This is a genomic window from Streptomyces sp. MUSC 14, from assembly GCF_001866675.1.
In the GTDB taxonomy this organism is placed as follows: domain Bacteria; phylum Actinomycetota; class Actinomycetes; order Streptomycetales; family Streptomycetaceae; genus Streptomyces.
Genome location: NZ_MLYN01000017.1, coordinates 148,673 through 170,513, shown reverse-complemented (window position 1 = coordinate 170,513; position 21,841 = coordinate 148,673). Strand labels below are relative to the sequence as shown.

Genomic DNA, 21,841 nt, shown 5'->3' with positions numbered 1-21,841 from the left:
CCGGCACCGTCCTCGGTCACCCCCGTCCGCCGTCAGGATGTCGCGGCGCGTGTCCCGCCGCTACCCATGCGTGCACGACCTTCACGGGCAGGTGTCCGTCGGCGGCGATCACGTCCTCGGGTACGCCGGTCAGCCACGCGGCGAGGGCGGCCCGGCGCAGACGGGCGGTGCGGGCGGCGAGGCCGGCCCGCAGGGCGCTCGCAGATCCGGCGGTCAACCGCGGTGCGTCCTCGGCCAGTTGGCGGGCCGCCCGGCGGACGGCGTGGCGGGCGTGCCGGGCGTCGAGCCCGCTCATGCCACCGCCTCCCGCTCCGCGTCGACGGAGGTGTCGTCCAGGTGCCAGTGCAGGTCCCGTACGCCTGGTTCCAGGGACAGCCGGGCGATGAGCTGTTCCAGCGCCCGGGCGGGGTCGCCGTTCAGGGCGACGGCCGCCCGCAGGCTGGTACCGCCCTCGTCGTCACGTCGTACCCGCAGTCCGGTGGGGGCGAGGCCGTCGCTCGCGAGGGCCTGGGACAGCAGGGCGCGCACATGTGTCTCGTCGGCGCGCTCACAGACCAGGTGGACGGTGGCGCGTACGCCCTCGTTGTCGGGGTCGCGCTGCGGCACGCGGTCGATCAGTCGGCCCGCGGGGCGCAGGAACACGTGCACACCGAGGACGGTGGCCGTCGCGATCGCGCACAGCGTCAGCCGGCCGGAGGCGGCGAGCACGCCGACCGCCGCCGAACACCACAGCGTGGCCGCGGTGTTGAGACCGCGCACGCCGCCGCCCTCGCGCAGGATGACGCCACCGCCGAGGAAGCCGATGCCGGAGACGACGTAGGAGGCGACCCGGGTGGGGCTGCCGGGGTCGCCGACGACCTCGCTGTAGAGGACGAACAGCGTGGCACCGACGGCGACCAGGGCGTTCGTGCGCAGCCCGGCCATCCGGGCGCGCCACTGGCGCTCCACGCCGATCAGGGCACCGCAGGCGACGCCGACGGAGAGCCGGACAACGAAGTCGAAAGTGGTCAGGTTCGCCATGGGAACCTCCCCTCGCCCCGCCGCGGCGGGACAGGTCGAGGGCATGGCGGCCGTCCGCCCGGCCGTGCTGCCGGGGAGGGCTACCGGATGCCCGAGGAGTCGGGGGACATGGGACTGGGGGGCCGGTCGGGGCCCGGACTGCTACTCGGATCCATGTCGCTCACCTCCTCCTGTCCTCCTCGACGCTTCTCTCCATACTTGCACACATATGCAACTAGCGTCGGCCCGGAATGCCACCGGACGTCGTGCGCGTGACCGGCTACCATACTTGCATGGAAGCGCAAGTAGCGTCGTGGGACGAGGAGCGGGCCGAGCGATCGGTGGCCGTGCTCAAGGCGGTGGCCGACCCCTCGCGCTACCGGCTGCTGTGGGCGCTGAGCGAGCGGGAACTGCCGGTCAGCAGGCTCGCCGAGCTGATCGAGGCGCATGTCGCGGCCACCTCGCAGCACCTGGCGAAACTGCGCTCGGCCGGACTGGTGACCTCGCGGCGCGAGGGCACGCGCATCTTCTACCGCGCCGCGGGCCCGCAGGTGCGGGCACTGCTGGAGAGCGCGGTGCTGGCCACGGACGAGGCCGGGACGGCGGGGGAGCCCGAGCCGGCCGGTGCCGTGCAGGCGGTCGTCGCGCAGGAGCGCGGCGCCCCCGCACGGGTGGCCGGGGTCCGGCGCACGGCCACGGAACACTGACGCCCGGAGCGCTGCCACCCGGAACACCGGCGCCGCCGGTCGCGGCGCGCGGTCAGTCCCGCCGCGTGGCGATCACGACCAGACGTGTGTCGTCGCTGTCGTCGAGGTGGTACTCCTGCGGCTCGGCGTCGTAGGAGTACAGCTCGGCGTAGCGGCCCCAGTCCGTGGCCGTCTCCAGCTGGCGGGTGACCTGCTCGGCGGTGAAATGGTGGGCGAGCAGATCGCGGAAGAAACCGGCGCGCAGCGTGCCGCCCGAGTTGTTCCGCAGGCTCCGCGTGATCAGCGTGACCAGCGGGGCGTGCTGCACGGCCTCGGCGAAGATCTTCTTCGACTCCTGCACGTCGGCGCCCGCGAACGCCGTACCGGTGTCGGTCAGCAGCAGGTCGTCCCCGCTGAGCGTGGTGAAGCCGAGCAGGTCGAGCGCGTCGACCTGGGGCAGCAGGTCGTCCACCGCCAGGCCGAGTTCGTCGGCGAGGTCGGCCAGGTCGCAGCGGCCGCCGCGGTCGAGCACCAGCTCGGCGAGCCCGGACAGCCCGTCGACACTGGCCGGCGGCAACGGGGTGTTCGCGGGCGTGCGCTTCTCCAGCTCCACGGCCTCGTGCCGGCCGGGGACACGGCCCTCCTTCTGGCGTCCGGTCATGGTCCGGTAAACACGGTCGATCAGGTCGTCGAAAGCGGCCGAGTTACGGTCCCGGGGGCGCTCCAGGCCGACGTCGAAGACCTCGCGGATCGTGCCGTAGGGGCGGGCGCCCAGGACGACGATCCGGTCGGCCATCAGCACGGCCTCCTCGATGTTGTGGGTGACCAGCACGATGGCGCGGGTGGGGAACTGGCCGGACTCCCACAGCTCCATCAGCTCGCCGCGCAGGTTCTCCGCGGTCAGCACGTCGAGGGCGGAGAACGGCTCGTCCATCATCAGCACGTCCGGCTCCACGACGAGGGCGCGCGCGAAGCCGACGCGCTGGCGCATACCGCCGGACAGCTCCTTGGGGTACGCCGACTCGAAGCCGTCCAGGCCGATCAGATCGATGGCCTGCCGGGCGGCGTCGGCACGCTCGGCGGCCGGAACTCCCTTGGCCTCCAGGCCCAGTTCGACGTTCTGCTGCACGGTCAGCCAGGGCAGCAGCGCGAAGGTCTGGAACACCATGGCCGTACCCGGGTTGGCACCGGTGAGCGGGGTGCCCCGGTAGGCGACGGTGCCGGAACTGGCGGGCACGAGCCCGGCCAGGCAGCGCAGCAGCGTGGACTTGCCCGAGCCCGACTTGCCGAGCAGGGCGACGACCTCGCCCGCGCGGACCTGGAGGTCGATGCCGGACAGCACGGGCAGTTCGCCGTCGGCACCGGCGTACGACTTGGTCAGGCCGGCGGTCTCCAGCAGCAGCTCGCCGTCGGCGGGCCGGCGGGGCCGTTCGGCGGTCAGGTGGGCGAGGCCGGCCCGGGCCCGGCGGTCGGCACGGAGGTTGCGCAGAACGTTCAGCACCATGACGTGCTCCAAATGCTTGTGGAAGAGGGGAAGTTCAGAGGGAGTAGCGGGTCTCGGCCAGCCGGTACAGGCGCCGCCACACCAGTCGGTTCAGCCCGACGACGTACAGGCTCATCACCGCGACACCGGCGAGCAGATGCGGGTAGTCGCCGCTCTCCGTGGCCTTCGCGATGTACGCGCCGAGGCCCGTCGCCGTGAGAGTGGTGCCGCCGAAGGTGACGACCTCGGAGACGATCGAGGCGTTCCAGGCGCCGCCGGACGCGGTGATCCCGCCGGTGACGTAGGACGGGAAGATCCCCGGGACGATCAGTCGCCGCCAGCGCTGCAGGCCGGTGACGCCCAGGTCGTCCATGGCCTCGCGCAGATCGCTCGGGATGGCCATGGCGCCGGCGATGGTGTTGAACAGGATGTACCACTGGGCGCCGAGCGCCATCAGCAGCGTGCCGCCGATGTTGATGGACAGGCCGGTCCGCAGGAAGAACCAGACGGCGAGCGGGAAGAGGAAGTTGGCCGGGAAGGACGCCAGGATCTGCACGATCGGCTGGGCGATCCGGGTCAGCCGGGGCGAGAACCCGATCTTCACGCCGACCGGTACCCAGACGACGGTGGCGAGTGCGACCAGGACCACGACGCGGGCGAGGGTGGCGAGGCCGAGCAGCAGCGGCTCGCCGAACACGCCGAGGCCGGTGCGGTCGTGGAGGTAGTGGCCGAGGTCGAGCAGACCCCACAGGATCAGCCCGCCGGCGACGAGCGTGAAGACGACGTCGCCGGTGCGCCGGCGGGTGCGGTCGACGACGAGCGACCGGTCGTCGCGGCCGAGGACGCGGCCCGCCGTGCCCAGCGCGCGTCCCACCGGGCGCAGCACCCGGCCGAGCAGCTGCGGCCAGTGCGAGCGGCGCAGCAGGTCCAGTACGACGGACCGCTGGACCTCGCTCGCCTCGGACTGTTCGTTCTTGAACTTCTCCGCCCACGCGGTCAGTGGCCGCCAGAACAGGAAGTTCACGCCGATCACCATCACCGCCATGGTGAGGATCGCCCAGCCGACCTTGCCGAGATCGCCGTCGGTGATCGCGGCACCGGCGTAGGAGCCGACGCCGGGCAGCGCGTACCGCTGGTTGTTGACGCTGATCGCCTCCGAGGCCACCAGGAAGAACCAGCCGCCGCCGAAGCTCATCATGCCGTTCCAGACCAGGCCGATCATCCCGGCCGGCACCTCCACCTTCCAGAACCGCATCCACCGGGTGAACCCGAACGACCGTGACAGCTCGTCGAGTTCACGCGGGAGCGAGGTGAGGGAGGAGTAGAAGCCGAACGTCATGTTCCACGCCTGCGAGGTGAAGATCGCGAAGATCGACGCACACTCCAGACCCAGCATCGAGCCGGGGAACAGGGCGATGAACCCGGTGACCGCCACGGTCAGGAAGCCCAGCACCGGCACCGACTGGAGGATGTCCAGGGCCGGGACAAGGATCCGTTCCAGCCGCCTGCTCTTGGCGGCGGCGCACGCGTAGCCGAAGGTGAACACGATCGACACCGCGAGCGCGGCGAACATCCGCAGCAGCGAGCGGGCCGCGTCGTACGGCAGCCGTGCCGGATCGGTGTCGACATGGAGGTTCTGGTGGGTGTTGAACGCGACGGTGGTGCCGTGCCCCACGCGCAGCACCACGTACAGGAGCACCAGCACGGCCGCCGCCACGGCCGCGTCCACCCAGGAAAGACGGGACAGCCGCCCGGGCAGCCGCGCCACCAGCGGTGTGCGCTGCGCCCTCTCGGCAGGCTTGTTGTCCGTACGGATCGACATCACGAAGACCTCCGCCCCCACTCTGGGCAGGCCGGCATGCCCGGCCGCGGTCAACGCACCGACGGCGGGACAGGGGTCACCCAGGCAGCATGGCAAAAACAGGTGAGTAAGAGGAACCGTCGGGGCGGTCATGGCCCCGGCCGGTGAACGTCAGAAAGTCAGCGCATGCCCCGGAGGCAGCGCGGACTGGGAGGGTCTGCACCCATGGCTGCCTCCGTTCCGTGATGTGGCTGTGCCCCGCCCGTGCTCGGCACGCGCACAGGGCCCGACTCCATGAGTGTGCCCCTTGTTGCATCGATACGCAAATATGCAGGTGGGGCATGTTCATGACGCGGATGTCAGAGGGAAGGTGTGGTGCGGGCGGTGAACGAGAGGATCCGTGCCGCGACGTCGCCGGGCCGTTCGAGGAGCATCGCGTGCGTCGCGTCGATGTCCTCGACCGTGACACGGGGCTGCGTCCGTGCCAGCTCGCGCAGATCCCGGCGCAGCCCCTCGGCGTAGGCGGACATGAGTTCGTCGAACCACGGCAGGCCGGGTGTGGGCGGGTTGGGGCGTGCCGCTCGGCAGATCAGCAGGAGGCTGCGCGCGCGTCGGTAGAGGGAGAACAGGTCGAGCTCGTCCATGGCCGCCAGCATCTGGAGCGCCGGCTCGCGTTCGGGCCGCAACCACCGCATGCCGTCCGCGCGTTCGGCGAGCGACCTGCGCAGTCCCTCGTCGAACAGGTCGCGGGCAATGCCCAGACCCTCCGCCATGGCCCGCTGCCCGCCGAGCACGGCTGCCATGTCCGACGTCGGGAGGATCCGCCCCGCCGCCCGGGCGGCGAAGCCCCGGATCTCTTCGAGTCTCCGCCCGACGTACTCGGGGTCCAGCCCGACGTACTGCTCGGGCCGGCCGTATCCGTGGCCGTCGAGGTTGACGGCGCCCGGCGTCTCCGGGTGGTCCAGCGCGTACCGGACGGCGACCATCCCGCCGAGCGAGTGCCCGACGGGAACGGCGCGAGGGACGTCGAGAGCGTCCAGCACCGCGGCCACGTCGGCGAGCACCGCGGGAAACGTCCACGCACCGCTCCCCGAACGGCCGTGTGCCCGCAGGTCCATGGCGATGACACGGTGGCGCGGCGTCAACAGCGGTGCCACGGCCGCCCAGTCGGCCAGGGTGCGTCCGGCTCCGTGCAGAAGGAGCAACGGCGGCCCGTCCCCGCCGTGGTCGTGCACGGCCAGGTCCACTCCGTCACGGGTGACGTATCGCTCGTCCGGGGATGCGAAAGGCATGGTGCGGCGCTCCGTTTCGGTGGGGTGCGTCCGGCACCGTCCCACCGTAGGGTCCGTCGGCGTCGACATGATCATCCGCGAGAAGGAGGCGCACCGGGGGCCGTTCGCCGCATAATGGATCTACGGTCGGAGGAGTGGCCCGGTGCGGGCCCTCACGACACCGACGCGGCCGGTGTTCCCGCGGTGCCCAGGTGCTGGGTGAGGAAGAGCGCCGCGCGATCGAGCGCCTGGTCCGCCTCGTCCAGTACACCGGCGAACGCCTGGAACACGTGCGGCACTTCGGCGGTGACGTCCAGGATCACGTCCACCCCCGCCTCCCTCGCCCGTGCGGCCATGCGCGTGGAGTCGTCCAGCAGCACCTCGTTGGTGCCCACCTGGAGCAGCATCGGCGGGAAACCGGTCAGGTCGGCGTGGAGCGCCGGGCTGATGAGCTCCTGGTTCGGGTCCTGACCCGCGAGGTGCATGGCGCCCGTGTGCGCCAGGCTCTCGCGCGTGAAGAAAGGGTCGAGGCCGGCCTTGGTGTCCATGCTCTCGCCGCTGCGGGTGCCGTCGAGCCCGGGTGAGAAGGCGACGATCGCCGCGGGCAGCGGCACTCCCGCGGCGCGCGCCGCGAGGCATGTCGTGACGGTGAGGCCGCCGCCTGCGGAGTCCCCGGCGAACACGAGGGACGAAGGGTCCTCGCCGGCGTCGAGCAGACCGCGGTAGGCGGCGAGCGCGTCGTCGATCGCGGCCGGGAACGGGTGCTCGGGCGCGAGCCGGTAGTCCGGAGAGAAGGCCCTGAGACCGGTTCTGGCGACGAGGTTCCCCGTCAGCGACAGCGCGGTCTCGGGCGAGCCGTACACGAAACCGCCGCCGTGGAAGTAGAGGATCGTGCCCGCGTGCGGGCTCCTGCCCCGGGGCTCGACCAGCAGGGTGCGTCGGGACCCGAGGGCCACCGTCGTGGTGCGGATGCCGTCCGGCACGATCATCGTGGCCATCATCGCCTCGAACCCCGACCGGATCTCCTCGACCGGCTGCGGGCCCTCGGGCCGTGCTGTGCGCAGCATCGCGTCGATCTTCGCGCGTTGTTCCCTGCTCATGAGTGTCCCTTCCGCCGGCGGATCTCCGCACTCCATAAGTAGATGCCGCTACAGTATATGCCGTGGCATATAAATCAACCGGCTCCGCCGCCGACCCCCGGGCCTTCTTCGCCGACCTGGTCCGCTGCGAGACGCGCCTCTACAACGCGCTCAACGACCGGTTGCGCGAGCAACACGGGATCGTCACCTCGCAGTTCGAGTTCCTGCGCTACCTGCGGGAGCATCCCGGATCGAGAGTGGCCGACCTCGCCGCCGAGTTCGCCATCGGGATCGGGGCGACGAGCAAGGGGATCGACCGCCTGGAACGGCACGGCTGGGTCGCCCGGCAGCCGAATCCGGCCGACCGCCGCTCGTCGCTGCTCACGCTCACCGACGACGGCACACGCCTGAGCGACGCCGCTGAGCGGACCTTCACCGAGCGCCTGACGGAACTGCTGGGAGGCGCTCTCGGCCGGCCTCAGACCTCGGCGGCCGCCCAGGCCCTCTCACTGCTGCGCACCGCGTTGGAGCGAGAGGGCGTCGGCATACCGACAGGCTGACACGATGGGGGGATCGAGTGCCTCAACGACTCCTCTCGGTGGCCGTGTTGATCATCTTGATCAGGTCGTCCACCGGGTTGCCCCCGGACTCGGTCCCCTGCGCCTCGGCACCTTCGAAGCCGGCTCCCTCGGCGCTGCGGGGGAACAGGGCCCGCTCGTACTCGGTGAGCGCGCCCTCGACGTCGTCTGGGTGTGCGGCGAGGGCCTTGCCGAGTTCGGCGCCGTCGAGCATGGCCAGGTTGGCGCCTTCGCCGTTCGGGGGCGCGAGGTGGGCCGCGTCGCCGAGCAGCGTCACCCCGGGCACCCGCTCCCACCGGTGCCCGGTCGGCAGGGCGTAGAGGGGGCGCAGGACCGGCGCGGTGTCGGCCTCGGTGATCAGCGCGGTGAGTTCGGGTGCCCAGCCGGCGAACTCCGCCGCGATCCGTGCCGACGCCGCGGCGGTGTCGGTGAAGTCGATGGCGGCGAACCAGTCCTGCGGCTCGGACAGCCCCAGGTAGGCGTGCAGGGTGTCGTCCTTCTCCCGGTGAGCGAAGATGTCCCTGTCCGGCGTGGGCACGATCATCGACCCACCGCCGACCGCCTTCGCGGCGGCCGGGTGCCGGGTGTCGGCGTCGAACAGATAGGTCTCGACGACCGACTTGCCGGTGTACCCGGGTGTCGCGGTGGAGAGCAGCGGGCGGACGCGTGACCATGCGCCGTCCGCGCCGACCAGCAGGCTGGTGACGACGGCGGCGCCGTCGGCGAAGGTCACCTCGTGGCGGCCCGCGCCGAGGGCACGGGTGGCGCTGACCTTGTGCCCCCACCGGACGGTGCCGGCCGGGAGCGAGTCGAGCAGCATCCGTCGCAGCTCGCCGCGCTGCACCTCGGGACGTCCGCCCGAGCCGTCGTCGGGCTTGTCGAGCAGGACGGTCCCGTCCCGGTCGAGGATCCGTATCGCCTGCCGGCCCGCCAGGACGAGACCCCGGAACTCGTCCATCAAGTCTGCCTCCTCCAGGGCGAGTTGACCGTTGTAGTCATGGATGTCGAGCAGCCCGCCCTGCGCACGCGCCGCAGGGGAGGGCTCCGCCTCGTAGACCGTCGCGGGGATGTCGTGGAGGTGCAGGACGCGGGCGAGCGTGAGGCCGCCGAGACCGGCACCGATGATCGTGACGTGAGTCCGCATGATGGCTCCTTGGGATCGGGCCGCCCGGTGAGCTCCGGCCGGCCGTCTCCCTGAAGGTGTCAGCCCCCACCGACGCGTCGCCGACAACGGACCGACAGCCTCCGACACCTCACCGACACGGCGCATCGGTTCCGACGACGGGCGGGCACCCGCGCCCCTCAGGGGGAGAGCGTGATGAGGACGGGCTGTCGGGTGATGTGGACGGTGCCCGCATCGCGGCCTGTGGGGCACGGCCGGACCGACGGACGCCCCCCGGGGTGTGCCGAGAAGGCATCCGCACTCCCGTACACGGCTCGGCAGCCCGTCGTCCTGCCCGTGCCCACAGGCCGCGATCCGGGCGCCGGCCAGTCGGCGCTGGAGCCGGTCCACGGCGCGGGCCGCGGCGGTCGGCGGGCGGCCGTCGGCCTGGAGGACGAGCGGGATCCTGGTGCCGCCCCAGTTGTAGAGTTACATGCGGCCGTAGCGCAGATTCATGCCGATCAGATGGAAGCGCGTCGCGTACGCGACCGGCTGGTCCTCGTCCAGCGGGCTGTCATCGGGCATGCGGTACGTCGTCCCGGTGTTCCACAGCGGGGATGGACCCCGGCCCTGTGGAAGGTCCCGTCGATGATCCGGCCGAGGCGTACGAAGGTCTCCGGAGTGTCACCTGCGTGCCGTGGACAGAGCTTCACCCCCGCGACGGGCAGACGAGGGTGGCCCGAGGGCCGGCCCGCCGGATCACGGCGGTGGCCCGCTGTGTCATGCGCGTCGGCGTGGCGGCGTCACCGGTGAAGAAGTGCGGGGAGGGCGCGAGCACCCACAGCTCGTCGGCGGTGATGCGGCCCGCGTACCGGGTGGCCACGGCCCGTACGTAGCGGACCCAGTCGTCCATGCCGCCCGGCGGGGCCGCGCGCGAACCGTCGTCGTACGGGCCCAGCGGAGCGTTCGGCGCGGTTCAGGACGGTGCCGCCGAAGGTGTGGCCGCGGGCGGGCTCTACCAGCGCCCGGCGGGGCTCGCTGTCCCACGCCGCACGGCGCCCACGCGGAACGCCGGCATGTCGTCGCTGCTGCTGTTCACCGTCACTCCGTAGAACGACCTGGGCACCGCGGCCGGGAACTGGGGTGCGCAGCAGGTGCCGCCGACCCCGCTCCCAGGACGACGAGCAGCAGGACCAGAACGCCGGACCAGCGCAGTAAGGCGGAGCGGCGGGTGGGCAGTTGTGCGCCGGGCGCGTTCGTGGGCGGCATCGGACGTGCTCCGGTCGTGGAGGCGGCAGCGGTCCGGCGTCCGCCCCCGGAACCGGCGCCTTTACGGCGGCTGCCTCGATGGCGGCTGCCTCCAGCGCAGGTGCCTCTCGGGAAGGCGCGTCGTCCGTGCGGCCGCGCGCGGCGCCGGCCTGCTCCCACAGCCGGTGCAGCTCGGCCAACTCGACCCGGTCTGCGCAGCATTCACGGGCGACACGCTCCACCATTCCGTAGCTGTCCGGCAGCACAGGGCCGCGGCAGTAGCGATGGAGGGTGGAGGCGCTGAATCCGCATCTCGCCGAGAGTTCGGCACAGCAGTGACGACCGCGCTCCTTCGACGCGTGCAATCGCTCCGCCAGTTCCGACTTCCGCGACACCTTCCCCCGGGCAGGGGCGCGGATGCGCTGCAGGGGACCCGCGGCCGGGGCACCGATTCGTCATCGGCGGTGCGACACCGCCAGCTCGATGAGCACGCGCTTGGTCACCCGGCCGCCGTACCGCCCGTCGATCAGGTTCGCGATGCAGTGCAGCAGCCCGTTCCTGGCCGCCTCCGGGAGGGCCCGGTGGCCGGAGAAGGTGCGCAGCAGGTCCAGGTACTCCGACGTGCCGTACGTCAGGTCCTGCTCGTGGCGGCGGAAGACGGTGGAGCCGAAGCGGCCGCTGCGCGCCAGCTCCTCCGCATGGTCCGCGTTGTCGACCGCGGCGGCCGCGGGAGGCCGGAGCCCGGGCGGTGTCGCCGGATCGAAACGCTCGTAGCAGCGCTGGACCTCGACGAAGAACTCCTCGGTGCCGCCCAGGACATGCTGGGTGCGCACCACGGCGAGGGCCCCGCCCGGACGCAGCGCGTCGGCGGCCTTGGCCACCCGGACCGCCGGGTCGATCCAGTGGAACGCCGTCGCCGAGACGACCACGTCGAACGGCGCCACCGGCAGTGGCCACTCCTCGAACCTGGCCGTCACCACCTCCGCCCCCGGTGTCCCGGCCAGGTTGCGGCGGGCGATCTCGGCCATGCTCGGCCCCGCCTCGACGGCGGTGATCCGACAGCCCCGTCCGGCCAGCGGAACCGTCACCTGCCCGGTCCCGCAGCCCACCTCCAGCACACGGCTGCCGGGGCCGGTGCCCGCGAGTTCCGTGAGGTCGTCGTAGAGCTCGGACGGATAGCCGGGCCGGGCCCGGTCGTAGAGTTCCGCGTCCTCGTCGAACGTCCGGCTCAGGTACGCCCGCCGGGACTCCTCGGGCCTGTCGTCGCGTGGTCTCCGGATGATGTCGTCGGGCATGCGGAGCAGGCTAACGATCGACGTCCGCGGCGTGCCGGAAATTCCGGGCGTCCCCGCGGCCGTGGCGTGCCGGGCCTCGCGGTGGGTGGCGACGCTCAGTCCTGCTCGGCGGGGCGGAGGGTAAAGGCTTCCCGCAGATGATGAAGGGTTTGGAGAAAGGCCGCTTGCAGGACGCCGCCCGGGCCCTCTGCGTCGGCCGCGCCGCCCTCGCGTACGCCCGGGGACGTGAGTCGTTCGGCAAGCCGATCTGGCAGCACCAGCCGGACTTCAGGGACGCACCCCTGATGATCGTGGGCGAGGGAGCGAACGAGACCCAGCGGAACGTCGTCGTCGGGCAGTTGGCCGGGCGCGGAGGCCCGGACGCGTGACCGCCGGTCACCGGTCCCGGGGTGCCTCGCAGCGGAACAGAGTACGTCGGGCAGCTCATCCGGTGACGTCGAGCGCCGTACCGTAGAGCCGGGCCACCTTCAGCCGGATGACCACCCGGCGTTCGGCGACCAGTTGGTGCAGGAACGCGTCCTCGTCCTCCGGCTTCGCCGCCGGCGGGATCATCCCGAGCAACTCCCGTCCGACCGCGTCGCCGGGAACCGCCGTGGCCTCGGAGACCTCGGCCGTGCCCTCGGCCACGGCGAACGACCACACGTCGCCCCCCTGAACATGCAGCGCGGCAAGCGGGTTGTGCCGCAGATGCCTGGTCTTGACGCGGTCGGCGGTCGTGGAGAACCGGACGACGCGTGCCTGCGGGTCCCAGTGGAAGAGCATCGTCGTCAGATGGGGACGGCCGTCGCGCCTGACGGTGGCAAGGGTGCCGAACTGCTGCTCGCCGAGCAGGTCGGAGAGTGCTCGGTCGGACAGTGCGCGAGGTGCTGGGCCCTGGGTCATGGACGGATCAACAGCCGTGACCGGCACGCGCATTCCCGGAGTCATGTCCGATGGTGAGCACCGTGGCCGCAACTCCCAGGCGGTGTCCGGGGCGCGCCTACATCCCCAGGATGACCGCCGGCGCGGGTTAAGTCCGGGGGATGACGACCGGGGCGGGGCGCGGCGCCTACCGTCCCTGTCATGACCAGCGAAGAGATCAGCGGCACGGGCCGGGGTGCCGGGGCGGTCGCCGTGCGGGACGAGGCAGTTGTCCGGGTGAGCGGGCTGCGCAAGGAGTACGGCGACACCGCCGCCCTGAACGGGGTGTCGCTGGAGATCGGTGCCGGGGAGGCGGTCGCCGTGATGGGGCCGTCCGGCTGCGGCAAGTCCACCCTGCTCAACATGATCGCAGGGCTGGACCGGCCGAGCGGCGGTTCCGTGCACGTACACGGCGAGGACCTGGGCCGGATCAACGAGACCGGGCTGGCCCTCTTCCGGCGCCGCCGGATCGGCATGATCTTCCAGTTCTTCAACCTCATCGACGACCTGCCCGCGATCGACAACGTCGCCCTCGCCGCCCAGCTCACCGGAACACCGGCCCGCCAGGCCCGGCGCCGGGCACTGGAGTTGCTGGACGAACTCGGCATCGCCGACCGCAAGAACGTGTACCCGGCCGCCCTCAGCGGCGGCGAGCGCCAGCGGGTGGCCGTGGCCCGCGCGCTGATGAACCGCCCCGCGCTGCTGCTGGCGGACGAGCCGACCGGCGCCCTGGACAGCCACGCGGGGGAGCAGGTGATGGACCTGCTCCTCGATCTCAACGAACTGGGCCAGACACTGCTGTTGGTGACGCATGACCAGCGGCTGGCCACCCGGTGCGCCAGCCGGCTGGTGACGATGGCGGACGGCCGGATCACCGGCGAGCGGACCCTGGAGCGGACGGCATGAGCGCGGTGTGGCGGATCTCTCGCGCGGCTGTTCGCCGCCGACGCCTCCAGACCACCGTGATCGGGGCGGTGGTCCTCGTCTCCAGCATGGCCCTCGTGGTCGCGCTCGGCCTGCTCGACGTCGTCTCCGGGCCCTTCGACCGGATCTTCGGCCAGGCGCACGGCGCGCACGTCGTCGCCACGTTCGACGCGGCGAAGGTCTCCGGCGCACAGCTGGGCCGGACCGAGCACCGTCCGGGCGTACGGGCCTCGGCCGGGCCGTTCCCGCAAGCCGTGATCGCGATGCCGGAGAGCGCGGCGTCCCGGATACCCGGGACGGCACCCGGCCCCCTGACGGTCGTCGGGCGGGCGGACCCCGGCGGCGCCGTCGACCGACTGGACCTCTTCGCCGGGCACTGGGCCACCGGGACGGGCCAGATCGTGCTGGCGCTGCCCGACGCGCCCGGGATGGCGGACGGGCCGCACTCACCGATCGGCAAACGGATCCAGCTGTCCGGCAGGGCACCGCTGACCGTCGTCGGCCTCGCGTCCAGCGTGAGCGGGACCGCCCAGGCGTGGGTCTCCCCGCAGCAGATCGCCGGCCTGCACCCCACGGCGTACCAGATGCTGTACCGGTTCGACCGCGCCGCGACAGCCCGTCAGATCAGCGGGGACACCGTGGCGGTGAGCGCCGGACTGCCGTCCGGAGCGCTGATCGCGCATCAGTCGTACCTGACCTTGAAGGCGCAGGTCGCGGCCAACCCCAACGCCTTCGTGCCGTTCCTCCTGGCCTTCGGAGTCCTCGGCCTGCTGGTCGCGATCCTGATCGTGGGCAATGTGGTGAGCGGTGCGGTGGTGTCCGGCTTCCGCCACATCGGCGTGCTCAAGTCGCTGGGATTCACATCCCGTCAGGTCGTCGCGGTCTACCTGGTGATGGTGTGCGTCCCCGCCACGGTGGGCGCGCTGGTCGGCACGGCGCTGGGCGGGGTGGTCGCACGGCCGCTGTTGCATCAGGTCTTCCAGGGCACGGACCTCGGCACCGTGACCGTGCACCCGACGATCAGCTCCTGGGCATATGCGACCACCGCACTCGGCATGCCGCTGACGGTACTGCTGGCCGCGCTGATCCCCGCTCTGCGCGCCCACCGGCTCTCCGCGGTCCGCGCCATCAGTGCGGGCAGTGCAGCGCACCGCCGACGGGGACCGGCCGTACAGCGGTGGCTGTCCGGTGTCCGGCTGCCGCGCTCGGTCACCCTCGGGCTGGGCCTGCCCTTCGCCCGGCCGGGACGAGCGCTGCTCACCGTCGCCTCGGTCCTGCTCGGAGTGGCGACGGTGACCTTCGCCACCGGCCTGTCGGCCACCATGATCTCCTACGGCCGCGCGGAGCAGGACTACGGCACGGCACAGTCGACCGTCTGGCGAGGACAGCCCAGGTTCGACCAGACCGCACCGCACCACGACGACGCCGCGGCACAGTCCCTCCTGCGCGGTCTGCCGCATGTCGCGGACGTGGCCGCCGTGGGCTTCACCGAGGCACGGATACCCGGCCGGAGCGAAGGAGTGTCGGTCGAGGGCATGCGCGGGGGACGGTCGACGCTGCCGGACGGTCTCGCGCGGGGCCGCTGGATGCGGGGGCCCGGTGAGGTGGTGGCCTCCGGCAGATTCCTGGCCAAGCAGGGGCTGCGGCTCGGTGAGTCCTTCACCCTGACCGTGGCGGACGGGCGGCAGGAGCGCGTGACGCTGGTCGGGGAGGTCCTGGCCGGGCCGGGGGACTGGATGCGAGCGGACTGGTCGACGGTGACGGCTCTGTCGCCGGACGCGCAGGCCAACCAGTACTGGGTGCGGCTCACGGACGGAGCCGACTTCAGCGCCTACGCGAAGGCCGTACAAGCCGCCGATCCGGGGCTCTACCCGACGGAGAACACCATGATGAACGCGGACGCCGTGACCGTCGTCGGCTCCGCGTCCGCCCTGACCCTGATGCTGACGCTGGTCGCCGCGATGGGCGTGTTCAACACCGTCGTGCTCAGCGCCCGGGAGCGGCAGCGTGACCTGGGGATGCTGAAGTCGATCGGCATGACGCCACGGCAGGTCACGGTGATGATGGTGGTGTCCATGGCCGGGCTGGGGCTGGCCGGCGGGATCCTGGGGCTGCCGCTCGGCGTCACGGCGTACCGTGTGGTGATCCCGATGACCGAGCACGCCGCCCAACTCACCTTCCCTGGACGTATGCTGGACGTGTGGCACCCCGGGGCGATGACGCTGCTGGTGCTGGCGGGAGTGGCGATCGCCGCGCTGGGCGCGGTGATACCGGCGCGTGCGGCGGCCCGGCAGACCATCGCCCGGGTGCTGCGCACCGAGTGAGCGCCCGTCGCTCTCACGCCGGTGACGCGCCGTCAGGCCACCGGCGGCCGGCCGCCTCGTCCGCCAGGCACCGCCATCGGGTCTCCCCGCCGTCAAGTGGCCAGGCCCAGCTGGGCCGTTGCCCCGTGTGCAGGTCGCCGAGGCGGCGGGCCAGCTCCGGTCCCGCGAGGGCGGCACCGTCGGGTACGGCGGAGCCGTGCACGGCGCGCAGCTCGGCGAACCGGGCCAGTTCGGCCTCGTAGTGGTGCACCGCCCGCTCGGTTCCGGCGGCCACTTCGTCGCTCGGGGCGGTGCGGTGCAGGTGCAGCACCGAGGGCGCGGTCGACTCGGCGATCGCCGCGGCGAGCCGGGCATGACCGTCCAGGATCAGATGGCAGTCCAGCCCGCTGACCCACCACAGCAGCACGGGCGGGAGCGTGCCGTCACGCGCCTGCCTGCGGTACGCCCGGACCCGGCTGTCGTCGGCCTCGGGCAGCGGGCGCAGCGGCAGGACCTCCCAGGAGCCGTGGTGTACGAACCAGTCGATGTACCCGTCGGGATGGCCCTCGACGAGCATCGATGCCCAGTGTTCGGCGTGTGGCCGTCGGCCGTGGTTCCGGTGCAGGAGCGGGCTGTCGGGCGAGAGCAGCCAACGGCCGTCGTGCAGGGGGCTGTCGGGCGCGTCGAGCAAGTGGTCGGCGAAGCGGTACGCCCAGCGGTCCGGGCGGCCGGCCAGCGCCCGCCCGGTCTCGGCACGCAACGGTGGCAGGAGCGAGCGGTAGTGGTCGGTGCGCCAGAAGTCCACGCCGTAGTAGTGCTCGTCGACGGCGGCGAGCAGTACGGGGCGCGCCTGCTGGGCGAGCAGCAGCCGCCGCCGGGCGCTGAACAGACACAGGCCGGGCCGGCGGCGTCCCGTCACCTCCAGGGACAGACCCGTCCATGTGCCGTTGTCCCGGGTGAGGTCCGTGCGTCGCATGCCGAGACGATAGCCGGTGCGGTTGACGGCTCACGGCCGGGCGAGGTGGTCCAGGAACGCGCCCACCAGACGGAGGCCGGTGCGCAGGGTCTCGGTGTCGTCGGCGAATCCGATGCGCACGGTGTGCTCGATGCCGAACGCCGCGCCGGGGGTGAACAGAACGCCGGTCCGCTCCAGCAGGCGGGTGCAGAACTCGTAGGAGCCGATGGGGGAGTCGTAGCGCAGCAGGGCGGTGGTGCCCGAGGCGGGCCGGACGCAGCGGATGTCGTCGCGGCCGGCCACCCAGGTGTCCAGGACGGTGAGGTTGGTACGGGTGATCCGGTGGGAGCGGGCCAGGATCGCGGCCTTGTTCTCCAGCGCGACACAGGCCAGCAGGTCGTCGACGCGTCCGACGCTGATGGTGGTGTAGTCACGGTGCGTGGCGACGTCGGCCAGCAGTCCGGTCGGGGCGACGATCCAGCCCAGGCGCAGCCCGGCCAGCGAGAACGGCTTGGACATGCTGCCGGTGGAGATGCCGCGCTCGTACAGGTCGGCGATCGATGCGGTGAAGCCGTCGCCGTGCTGGTCCACGCCCCGGTACACCTCGTCGCACAGTACCCACGCCCCGGCGCGCCGGGCGATCTCGGTGATCCGGATGAGGCCTGCCTCGTCGATCAGAGCGCCGGTGGGGTTGTTGGGGTTGTTGAGGGCTATGAGCCTGGTGTCCGGGGTGACCAGGCGGTCGAGCGCGGCGAGATCGGGCAGCCAGCCGTCCTCCTCGCGCAGCGCCAGCCGGTCGACGCGGGCGCCGTAGCTGTCGGGGAGAGAGTAGTGCTGCTGGTAGGTGGGGACGACGGCCACGATGTGATCGCCGGGTTCGACGAGGGCGGTGTGCACGAGCGCGTTGGCACCGATCGCCCCGTGGGTGATCAGGACGTTGTCCGGGCCCTGCGCCGCGTACAGGCCCGCGACCAGAGCGCGCAGGCGCGGGCTGCCGGGGATCGGACCGTAGGTGAGCGGGGTGGCGGCCAGTTCGGCCAGTATCTCGTCGCGCCGGCCGGACAGGTCCAGCAGTTCGCCCGTGGTGAGGGAGCGGACACAGGTCTCGGCGAGGTTGTACCGGCAGGTCTCCTCGAAGTCGTTCATCCAGCGCTCGACTTCGAACTCGTGGATTTTCATCGAAGCCGCCCCTCGGAGGCGGGTGATGTGGCGATCGCTTGCATAATGGGCAATATATTGCTCACCTTGGGGGCGCGCAAGCCTTTTGTGCACTATAGTGCTCACCATGAGCAGTGAGGTCGCCGCCGGCAGCAGCACCCCGCAGGAGTTCGTGACCCGCATCGGCGGGCGCATCCGAGCCCTGCGCAAGCAGCGCGGCTGGAGCGTGCAGCAGCTGGCCGAGGCCGGCGGACTGAGCCGGCGGATGCTCACCGACATCGAACTGGGCCAGGCCAACCCGAGCCTCGCCACCGTCGACCGGGTCGCACGGGCCCTGGACACCGACTTCGCCGCCCTGGCCCTGCCCGGGCGGGACGCGCCGGACGAGGCGCACGAGCACGTCGAGGGGGCGCTCGTGTGGCAGGCCCCCGACGGCAGCCGGGCGCTGCTCCTCGGCGCGACACAGGACCCGCGCGCCGAACTGTGGCGCTGGACCCTGGCGCCCGGAGGCCGCTATGACGCCGAACCCGACCGCCCCGGCGCACAGGAGATCCATCACGTGCTCTCCGGTCGCCTGACCCTGACCCTGCCGACCGGCCCCCGTGCGCTGGCCCCGGGGCAGAGTGCGGTCATCGCCAGCGACCAGGAGTACGCCTACGCCAACGACGGCACCGAACCGGCCGTCTTCGTACGGGTCGTGACGGGCGCCTGAACCCGTCACCGGGCGGAGCCGGTGGCGCCTTTCGGCGGAGCGCCGCGGCTGCCCGGACGCTGCGTCGCGCCACCACGATGCGTTCCTCAAGTGACGTTCATACTCGATGAGTTGAAGGCCGTTACGACACCCCGCGCGACGGGTGCTCGGCACACAGACACCCGACGCCCCGCTCGATCCACTCCTGGCCGGCCCACTCCGGATGCCGCGCGACGAGCAGCGCCCGCACCTCGGCGACGATCTCGCCCTCGCCCATCGCCGAGTCACGCCTGCGCCACGTCTCGTCACGCAGCTCGCGCAGATAGTCGCGGACCGCCGTAAGGACCTCCTGACCGCCGGGTTCACCGTGCCCGGGAACCACCGTCCGGACTCCGCGGGCGGCCAGGCGCTCCAGCACCTTCAGCCAGCCCACACCGGAGACGTCCGTGTCGTACGGCGGGAACCACGGGAAGATGGCGAACTGCCCGGTCTCGGCGAGATCCCCGGTGAACAGCACGCCGGCGTCCGGTACTTCGACCACCTGGTCGCCCTTGGTGTGCCCCCGGCCGGCGGGCCGCAGCCGTACGACACGGCCGCCGAGGTCGAGGTCGTACGTGCCGTCGAACACCTCGTCGGGAGCGGGCACCCCGATGCCTGCCAGCCGGTCGGCCACCGGACCGCCGAAGTCCCGGAACATCTCCAGATACGCCGGGCCCTTGGCCGTGAGGTCGTCCGCCTGGGCGCGGTTGACGAGGTACGTGGCCCGATCGGCGAAGGCCTGCGCGCCGAACGCGTGCTCCGGGTGGAAGTGCGTCGTGGTCAGGTACAGCCGACGGCCCCGGGCCACCTCCGACGCGAACGCGAGTACCTGCTCGGCGTTGGCGGTGCCCAGACCGGTCTCGACGACGAGCACGGCCCGAGCGCCGCCGATGACACCGACGTTGGGCACCAGCTGGGCCTGCTGGTTCGGGATCACCAGCAGGTCGGGGGCGATCTCCCGGGCACCGGCGACCCTCACGACGGGGTCGGGGACGCGCACGCCCGCCATGTCTCCCGGTCGGCTTCGGACCGTGTCCTGCCCGGTCTCCCGCGCCGAGCCCTGTGCCATGTCCTGCGGCGCGTCCTGCGTCACGTCCTGCGTCACGTCCTGTGTCATACGGCGATTCCACCGCCGTGGTGTCGTGGCTGTCCAAGACCGACTGGGTGCACGCCATACCGCGCCGGTATCGTCGCCGGTCATGGAGCTACGCACGCTGCGCTACTTCGTGGCCGTCGCCGAGGAACTCCACTTCGGCCGGGCCGCCGCCCGGCTGCACATGAGCCAACCGCCGCTGAGCAGGGCGATCAGACAGCTGGAGACCGGCCTGGGCACGCCGTTGCTGCACCGTTCCGCGACAGGGGTCGCGCTCACCCCCGCCGGGACGACCCTGCTGAAGGAAGCACGCGCCCTGCTCGGCCACGCCGACCAGGTACGCGCACGCGTGGCCGCGACGGCGGGCGTCGCGACGCTCACCGTCGGCATCCTGGGCGACGGCACCGACAGGGGAGCCGCCCGGCTCGCCGCCGCGTTCCGGCGCCGACACCCCGGCATCGGTATCCGGGTCCGCGAGACCGGCCTGACGGATCCGACGTGCGGACTGCGCGCGGGACTGGTCGACATCGCCCTGACCCGCGCACCGTTCGACGAGACCGGTCTGACCGTGCACGACCTGCGTGCCGACCCGGTGGGCGCGGTGCTGCGCGCCGACGACCCGCTGGCCCGACGCGAGCAGCTGTGCCTCGCCGACCTGGCGGCGCGGCAGTGGTTCCGGTTCCCGGAGGACACCGACGCGGAGTGGCGCACGTACTGGAACGGCGGCCGGTCCCGTCGGGGGCCGGTGGTCCGCGCTGTCCAGGAGTGTCTGCACGCCGTGCTCTGGAACGGCACGGTCGGCATGGCCCCGCTCGGCCACCGACTCCCCGCGGAGCTGACCGTGGTCCCGCTGGCCGACATGCCGCCGAGCCGCGTGGTGGTGGCGACGAACGAGGGTGACCCGAACCCACTGGCCGACTCCTTCGTCGCGCTCGCGAAGTCCGCCTACCGGACCTGAGCGACGTCATCCGCATGTGTGCCATGGTCGGTTCGGGGCGGACCGGTTGACCTTCACCCTGGGGGAGGCCACAGCATCGGTGGGGCCGGGCGACGTGCCCGGTACGAGGAGGGGCGGGGGATGGAGTTGCTGACCATCGGGGCGTTCGCGAAGGCGTCCCGGCTCTCCCCGAAGGCTTTGCGCCTCTATGACGCGCTCGGCCTGCTGGCACCCGCTCGCATCGACCCGGTGACCGGCTACCGCCTGTACGCACCGGAGCAGTTGGACCGCGCCCGGCTGGTCGCCTGGCTCCGGCGGCTGGGCATGCCCCTGGCCCGGATCCAGCACGTCTGCACGCTGGAGGCGGACCAGGCTGACCAGGCGGCCCAGGAGATCCGGGCGTTCTGGGCCCGGGTGGAGGCCGACACCGCCGCGCGACGGGACCTCGCCACCTTCCTCATCGACCACCTGAGCTGGAAGGACCCCACCATGACCGTGTCCGCCGACCCCCTGGAGATCCGCTACGCCGCACACTCCGACGCCGGCCGCGTCCGTGACGGCAACCAGGACACCGCCTATGCCGACGCACACCTGCTCGCCGTCGCCGACGGGTGCGGCCGCACAGGCGGGCCGGCGAGCAGGGCCGCCGTCGACGCGCTCAAGGGCCTGGAGACCGGAGGCATTGCGGCCGGCAGCCTCCTGAACCTCCTCGAAGACGCCGTCGACCGGGCCCGGCAGGCCGTGGAAGGCGTCGCCGGTGCCGCCTCTTGTGGCGAAGAGGCGACCGGGACGACCCTCACCGCGATGCTCTGGACCGGCGCGCAGATGGCGCTCGTGCACATCGGCGACTCACGGGTCTACCTCCTGCGCGAGGGGCGGTTGTTCCAGATCACCCACGATCACACCCTGGTGCAGTCGATGGTCGACGAAGGGCGTCTCACCCCGGAGGAGGCCGCCTGTCACCCCCAACGGTCGCTGCTGGTCCGTGCGCTGGGCCCGGGAGCCGACGGCACCCCGGACATGCGCCTGCACGACGCCCGGCCGGACGACCGGTACCTGCTCTGCTCCGACGGTCTGTCCACCGTCGTACCGGCCGCCGAGATCCGCCAGGTGCTCGCCGAGTCGGCGGAGCCCGATCAGGCCGTCCGCGACCTCATCGCCCTCGCCAACGGTTCCGGCGGTCCCGACAACGTCAGCTGTGTGGTGGCGGACGTCATGGCGCGCCGGCGGTAGCGGCGCGGGCGGGCACCTGCCTGGATGTGACGCCCGGCTCAGAGCAAATCCAGAGCTTCCCGCGGC

General features: G+C 72.1%; 21 protein-coding genes and 2 pseudogenes. 9 read left to right on the top strand and 14 right to left on the bottom strand.

The window, feature by feature from the left end:
- Positions 1 to 16: 16 nt before the first annotated feature.
- Together BIV25_RS10075 and BIV25_RS10070 are read right to left on the bottom strand one after the other, a co-directional pair.
- Positions 17 to 295, bottom strand: coding sequence for a hypothetical protein (locus tag BIV25_RS10075; RefSeq protein WP_071371862.1), 279 nt, complete (start codon positions 293 to 295; stop codon positions 17 to 19).
- Positions 292 to 1,020 (bottom strand): MgtC/SapB family protein, encoded by a 729-nt coding sequence (locus BIV25_RS10070; protein ID WP_071371861.1) that lies wholly within the window; start codon positions 1,018 to 1,020, stop codon positions 292 to 294. The genes BIV25_RS10075 and BIV25_RS10070 overlap by 4 nt, the downstream gene beginning before the upstream one ends.
- 272 nt (positions 1,021 to 1,292) lie before the next feature.
- On the opposite strand from BIV25_RS10070, the gene BIV25_RS10065 reads away from it, so the two are divergent.
- Positions 1,293 to 1,706, top strand: a complete 414-nt coding sequence (locus BIV25_RS10065) for a metalloregulator ArsR/SmtB family transcription factor (RefSeq protein ID WP_071371860.1) — start codon at positions 1,293 to 1,295, stop codon at positions 1,704 to 1,706.
- 52 nt (positions 1,707 to 1,758) lie between these two features.
- On the opposite strand, the gene BIV25_RS10060 is transcribed toward BIV25_RS10065, so the two are convergent.
- The 4 genes from BIV25_RS10060 to BIV25_RS10045 form a co-directional block, all read right to left on the bottom strand.
- A complete protein-coding gene (locus BIV25_RS10060; RefSeq protein ID WP_079176538.1) occupies positions 1,759 to 3,189 on the bottom strand; it encodes a nitrate/sulfonate/bicarbonate ABC transporter ATP-binding protein in 1,431 nt (476 codons plus the stop codon).
- Between the two features lie 34 nt (positions 3,190 to 3,223).
- Positions 3,224 to 4,990, bottom strand: a complete 1,767-nt coding sequence (locus BIV25_RS10055) for an ABC transporter permease subunit (protein WP_071371859.1) — start codon at positions 4,988 to 4,990, stop codon at positions 3,224 to 3,226.
- A 338-nt stretch (positions 4,991 to 5,328) separates the two neighbouring features.
- Positions 5,329 to 6,261: an alpha/beta fold hydrolase gene (locus BIV25_RS10050; protein ID WP_071371858.1), complete on the bottom strand. Its 933-nt coding sequence runs from the start codon at positions 6,259 to 6,261 to the stop codon at positions 5,329 to 5,331.
- Between the two features lie 152 nt (positions 6,262 to 6,413).
- Positions 6,414 to 7,340, bottom strand: a complete 927-nt coding sequence (locus BIV25_RS10045) for an alpha/beta hydrolase (protein ID WP_071371857.1) — start codon at positions 7,338 to 7,340, stop codon at positions 6,414 to 6,416.
- Between the two features lie 62 nt (positions 7,341 to 7,402).
- On the opposite strand from BIV25_RS10045, the gene BIV25_RS10040 reads away from it, so the two are divergent.
- Positions 7,403 to 7,879: a MarR family winged helix-turn-helix transcriptional regulator gene (locus BIV25_RS10040; protein WP_071371856.1), complete on the top strand. Its 477-nt coding sequence runs from the start codon at positions 7,403 to 7,405 to the stop codon at positions 7,877 to 7,879.
- 22 nt (positions 7,880 to 7,901) lie between these two features.
- On the opposite strand, the gene BIV25_RS10035 is transcribed toward BIV25_RS10040, so the two are convergent.
- Both BIV25_RS10035 and BIV25_RS52580 read right to left on the bottom strand, forming a co-directional pair.
- Complete coding sequence (locus tag BIV25_RS10035; protein WP_071371855.1) at positions 7,902 to 9,041, bottom strand: NAD(P)/FAD-dependent oxidoreductase; 1,140 nt, start codon at positions 9,039 to 9,041, stop codon at positions 7,902 to 7,904.
- Between the two features lie 667 nt (positions 9,042 to 9,708).
- Entirely contained in the window at positions 9,709 to 9,912 is a 204-nt protein-coding gene (locus tag BIV25_RS52580; RefSeq protein WP_071371854.1) for a hypothetical protein, read from the bottom strand.
- Between BIV25_RS52580 and BIV25_RS52575 the strand changes: the two genes are divergently transcribed.
- On the top strand, positions 9,911 to 10,111 hold the full coding sequence (locus BIV25_RS52575; protein WP_071371853.1) for a hypothetical protein: 201 nt from the start codon (positions 9,911 to 9,913) through the stop codon (positions 10,109 to 10,111). The genes BIV25_RS52580 and BIV25_RS52575 overlap by 2 nt on opposite strands.
- A gap of 336 nt (positions 10,112 to 10,447) precedes the next feature.
- On the opposite strand, the pseudogene BIV25_RS52570 reads toward BIV25_RS52575, so the two are convergent.
- Together BIV25_RS52570 and BIV25_RS10020 are read right to left on the bottom strand one after the other, a co-directional pair.
- Positions 10,448 to 10,642 (bottom strand): annotated as a pseudogene (locus BIV25_RS52570) (helix-turn-helix domain-containing protein); the annotation flags it as partial.
- Between the two features lie 60 nt (positions 10,643 to 10,702).
- Positions 10,703 to 11,542 carry a trans-aconitate 2-methyltransferase gene (locus BIV25_RS10020; RefSeq protein WP_071371852.1) on the bottom strand — a complete coding sequence of 280 codons (840 nt, stop codon included), beginning with the start codon at positions 11,540 to 11,542 and terminating at the stop codon, positions 10,703 to 10,705.
- Between the two features lie 101 nt (positions 11,543 to 11,643).
- On the opposite strand from BIV25_RS10020, the pseudogene BIV25_RS10015 reads away from it, so the two are divergent.
- Positions 11,644 to 11,910: pseudogene (locus tag BIV25_RS10015) on the top strand (acyl-CoA dehydrogenase family protein); the annotation flags it as partial.
- A 55-nt stretch (positions 11,911 to 11,965) separates the two neighbouring features.
- On the opposite strand, the gene BIV25_RS10010 reads toward BIV25_RS10015, so the two are convergent.
- Positions 11,966 to 12,424, bottom strand: coding sequence for a PPOX class F420-dependent oxidoreductase (locus tag BIV25_RS10010; RefSeq protein WP_071371943.1), 459 nt, complete (start codon positions 12,422 to 12,424; stop codon positions 11,966 to 11,968).
- Between the two features lie 180 nt (positions 12,425 to 12,604).
- Between BIV25_RS10010 and BIV25_RS10005 the strand changes: the two genes are divergently transcribed.
- The gene (locus BIV25_RS10005) at positions 12,605 to 13,348 is read left to right on the top strand and encodes an ABC transporter ATP-binding protein (RefSeq protein ID WP_071371850.1); all 744 of its coding nucleotides are present in this window, start codon (positions 12,605 to 12,607) and stop codon (positions 13,346 to 13,348) included.
- Positions 13,345 to 15,690 carry an FtsX-like permease family protein gene (locus BIV25_RS10000; protein ID WP_071371849.1) on the top strand — a complete coding sequence of 782 codons (2,346 nt, stop codon included), beginning with the start codon at positions 13,345 to 13,347 and terminating at the stop codon, positions 15,688 to 15,690. Before BIV25_RS10005 ends, BIV25_RS10000 begins: the two co-directional genes overlap by 4 nt.
- A gap of 13 nt (positions 15,691 to 15,703) precedes the next feature.
- On the opposite strand, the gene BIV25_RS09995 is transcribed toward BIV25_RS10000, so the two are convergent.
- Both BIV25_RS09995 and BIV25_RS09990 read right to left on the bottom strand, forming a co-directional pair.
- Positions 15,704 to 16,645 carry a hypothetical protein gene (locus tag BIV25_RS09995; RefSeq protein WP_071371848.1) on the bottom strand — a complete coding sequence of 314 codons (942 nt, stop codon included), beginning with the start codon at positions 16,643 to 16,645 and terminating at the stop codon, positions 15,704 to 15,706.
- A gap of 30 nt (positions 16,646 to 16,675) precedes the next feature.
- Positions 16,676 to 17,803 carry an aminotransferase gene (locus BIV25_RS09990; protein ID WP_071371847.1) on the bottom strand — a complete coding sequence of 376 codons (1,128 nt, stop codon included), beginning with the start codon at positions 17,801 to 17,803 and terminating at the stop codon, positions 16,676 to 16,678.
- A gap of 106 nt (positions 17,804 to 17,909) precedes the next feature.
- Between BIV25_RS09990 and BIV25_RS09985 the strand changes: the two genes are divergently transcribed.
- Entirely contained in the window at positions 17,910 to 18,494 is a 585-nt protein-coding gene (locus BIV25_RS09985) for a helix-turn-helix domain-containing protein (RefSeq protein ID WP_071371942.1), read from the top strand.
- A gap of 121 nt (positions 18,495 to 18,615) precedes the next feature.
- On the opposite strand, the gene BIV25_RS09980 is transcribed toward BIV25_RS09985, so the two are convergent.
- Positions 18,616 to 19,629, bottom strand: coding sequence for an MBL fold metallo-hydrolase (locus BIV25_RS09980; RefSeq protein WP_256255713.1), 1,014 nt, complete (start codon positions 19,627 to 19,629; stop codon positions 18,616 to 18,618).
- An 82-nt stretch (positions 19,630 to 19,711) separates the two neighbouring features.
- Between BIV25_RS09980 and BIV25_RS09975 the strand changes: the two genes are divergently transcribed.
- Both BIV25_RS09975 and BIV25_RS09970 read left to right on the top strand, forming a co-directional pair.
- Positions 19,712 to 20,563 carry a LysR substrate-binding domain-containing protein gene (locus BIV25_RS09975; RefSeq protein WP_071371846.1) on the top strand — a complete coding sequence of 284 codons (852 nt, stop codon included), beginning with the start codon at positions 19,712 to 19,714 and terminating at the stop codon, positions 20,561 to 20,563.
- A gap of 120 nt (positions 20,564 to 20,683) precedes the next feature.
- Positions 20,684 to 21,775, top strand: a complete 1,092-nt coding sequence (locus tag BIV25_RS09970; RefSeq protein WP_071371845.1) for a MerR family transcriptional regulator — start codon at positions 20,684 to 20,686, stop codon at positions 21,773 to 21,775.
- Positions 21,776 to 21,841: the final 66 nt, after the last annotated feature.

What these genes read in the sequence shown, in the direction of transcription:
- BIV25_RS10075 (WP_071371862.1), bottom strand. Translation starts at nt 295, where the DNA reads ATGAGCGGGCTCGACGCCCGGCACGCCCGCCACGCCGTCCGCCGGGCG.
- BIV25_RS10070 (WP_071371861.1), bottom strand. Translation starts at nt 1,020, where the DNA reads ATGGCGAACCTGACCACTTTCGACTTCGTTGTCCGGCTCTCCGTCGGC.
- BIV25_RS10065 (WP_071371860.1), top strand. Translation starts at nt 1,293, where the DNA reads ATGGAAGCGCAAGTAGCGTCGTGGGACGAGGAGCGGGCCGAGCGATCG.
- BIV25_RS10060 (WP_079176538.1), bottom strand. Translation starts at nt 3,189, where the DNA reads ATGGTGCTGAACGTTCTGCGCAACCTCCGTGCCGACCGCCGGGCCCGG.
- BIV25_RS10055 (WP_071371859.1), bottom strand. Translation starts at nt 4,990, where the DNA reads ATGTCGATCCGTACGGACAACAAGCCTGCCGAGAGGGCGCAGCGCACA.
- BIV25_RS10050 (WP_071371858.1), bottom strand. Translation starts at nt 6,261, where the DNA reads ATGCCTTTCGCATCCCCGGACGAGCGATACGTCACCCGTGACGGAGTG.
- BIV25_RS10045 (WP_071371857.1), bottom strand. Translation starts at nt 7,340, where the DNA reads ATGAGCAGGGAACAACGCGCGAAGATCGACGCGATGCTGCGCACAGCA.
- BIV25_RS10035 (WP_071371855.1), bottom strand. Translation starts at nt 9,041, where the DNA reads ATGCGGACTCACGTCACGATCATCGGTGCCGGTCTCGGCGGCCTCACG.
- BIV25_RS52575 (WP_071371853.1), top strand. Translation starts at nt 9,911, where the DNA reads ATGCCGCCCGGCGGGGCCGCGCGCGAACCGTCGTCGTACGGGCCCAGC.
- BIV25_RS52580 (WP_071371854.1), bottom strand. Translation starts at nt 9,912, where the DNA reads ATGGACGACTGGGTCCGCTACGTACGGGCCGTGGCCACCCGGTACGCG.
- BIV25_RS10020 (WP_071371852.1), bottom strand. Translation starts at nt 11,542, where the DNA reads ATGCCCGACGACATCATCCGGAGACCACGCGACGACAGGCCCGAGGAG.
- BIV25_RS10010 (WP_071371943.1), bottom strand. Translation starts at nt 12,424, where the DNA reads ATGACCCAGGGCCCAGCACCTCGCGCACTGTCCGACCGAGCACTCTCC.
- BIV25_RS10005 (WP_071371850.1), top strand. Translation starts at nt 12,605, where the DNA reads ATGACCAGCGAAGAGATCAGCGGCACGGGCCGGGGTGCCGGGGCGGTC.
- BIV25_RS10000 (WP_071371849.1), top strand. Translation starts at nt 13,345, where the DNA reads ATGAGCGCGGTGTGGCGGATCTCTCGCGCGGCTGTTCGCCGCCGACGC.
- BIV25_RS09995 (WP_071371848.1), bottom strand. Translation starts at nt 16,645, where the DNA reads ATGCGACGCACGGACCTCACCCGGGACAACGGCACATGGACGGGTCTG.
- BIV25_RS09990 (WP_071371847.1), bottom strand. Translation starts at nt 17,803, where the DNA reads ATGAAAATCCACGAGTTCGAAGTCGAGCGCTGGATGAACGACTTCGAG.
- BIV25_RS09985 (WP_071371942.1), top strand. Translation starts at nt 17,910, where the DNA reads ATGAGCAGTGAGGTCGCCGCCGGCAGCAGCACCCCGCAGGAGTTCGTG.
- BIV25_RS09980 (WP_256255713.1), bottom strand. Translation starts at nt 19,629, where the DNA reads ATGACACAGGACGTGACGCAGGACGTGACGCAGGACGCGCCGCAGGAC.
- BIV25_RS09975 (WP_071371846.1), top strand. Translation starts at nt 19,712, where the DNA reads ATGGAGCTACGCACGCTGCGCTACTTCGTGGCCGTCGCCGAGGAACTC.
- BIV25_RS09970 (WP_071371845.1), top strand. Translation starts at nt 20,684, where the DNA reads ATGGAGTTGCTGACCATCGGGGCGTTCGCGAAGGCGTCCCGGCTCTCC.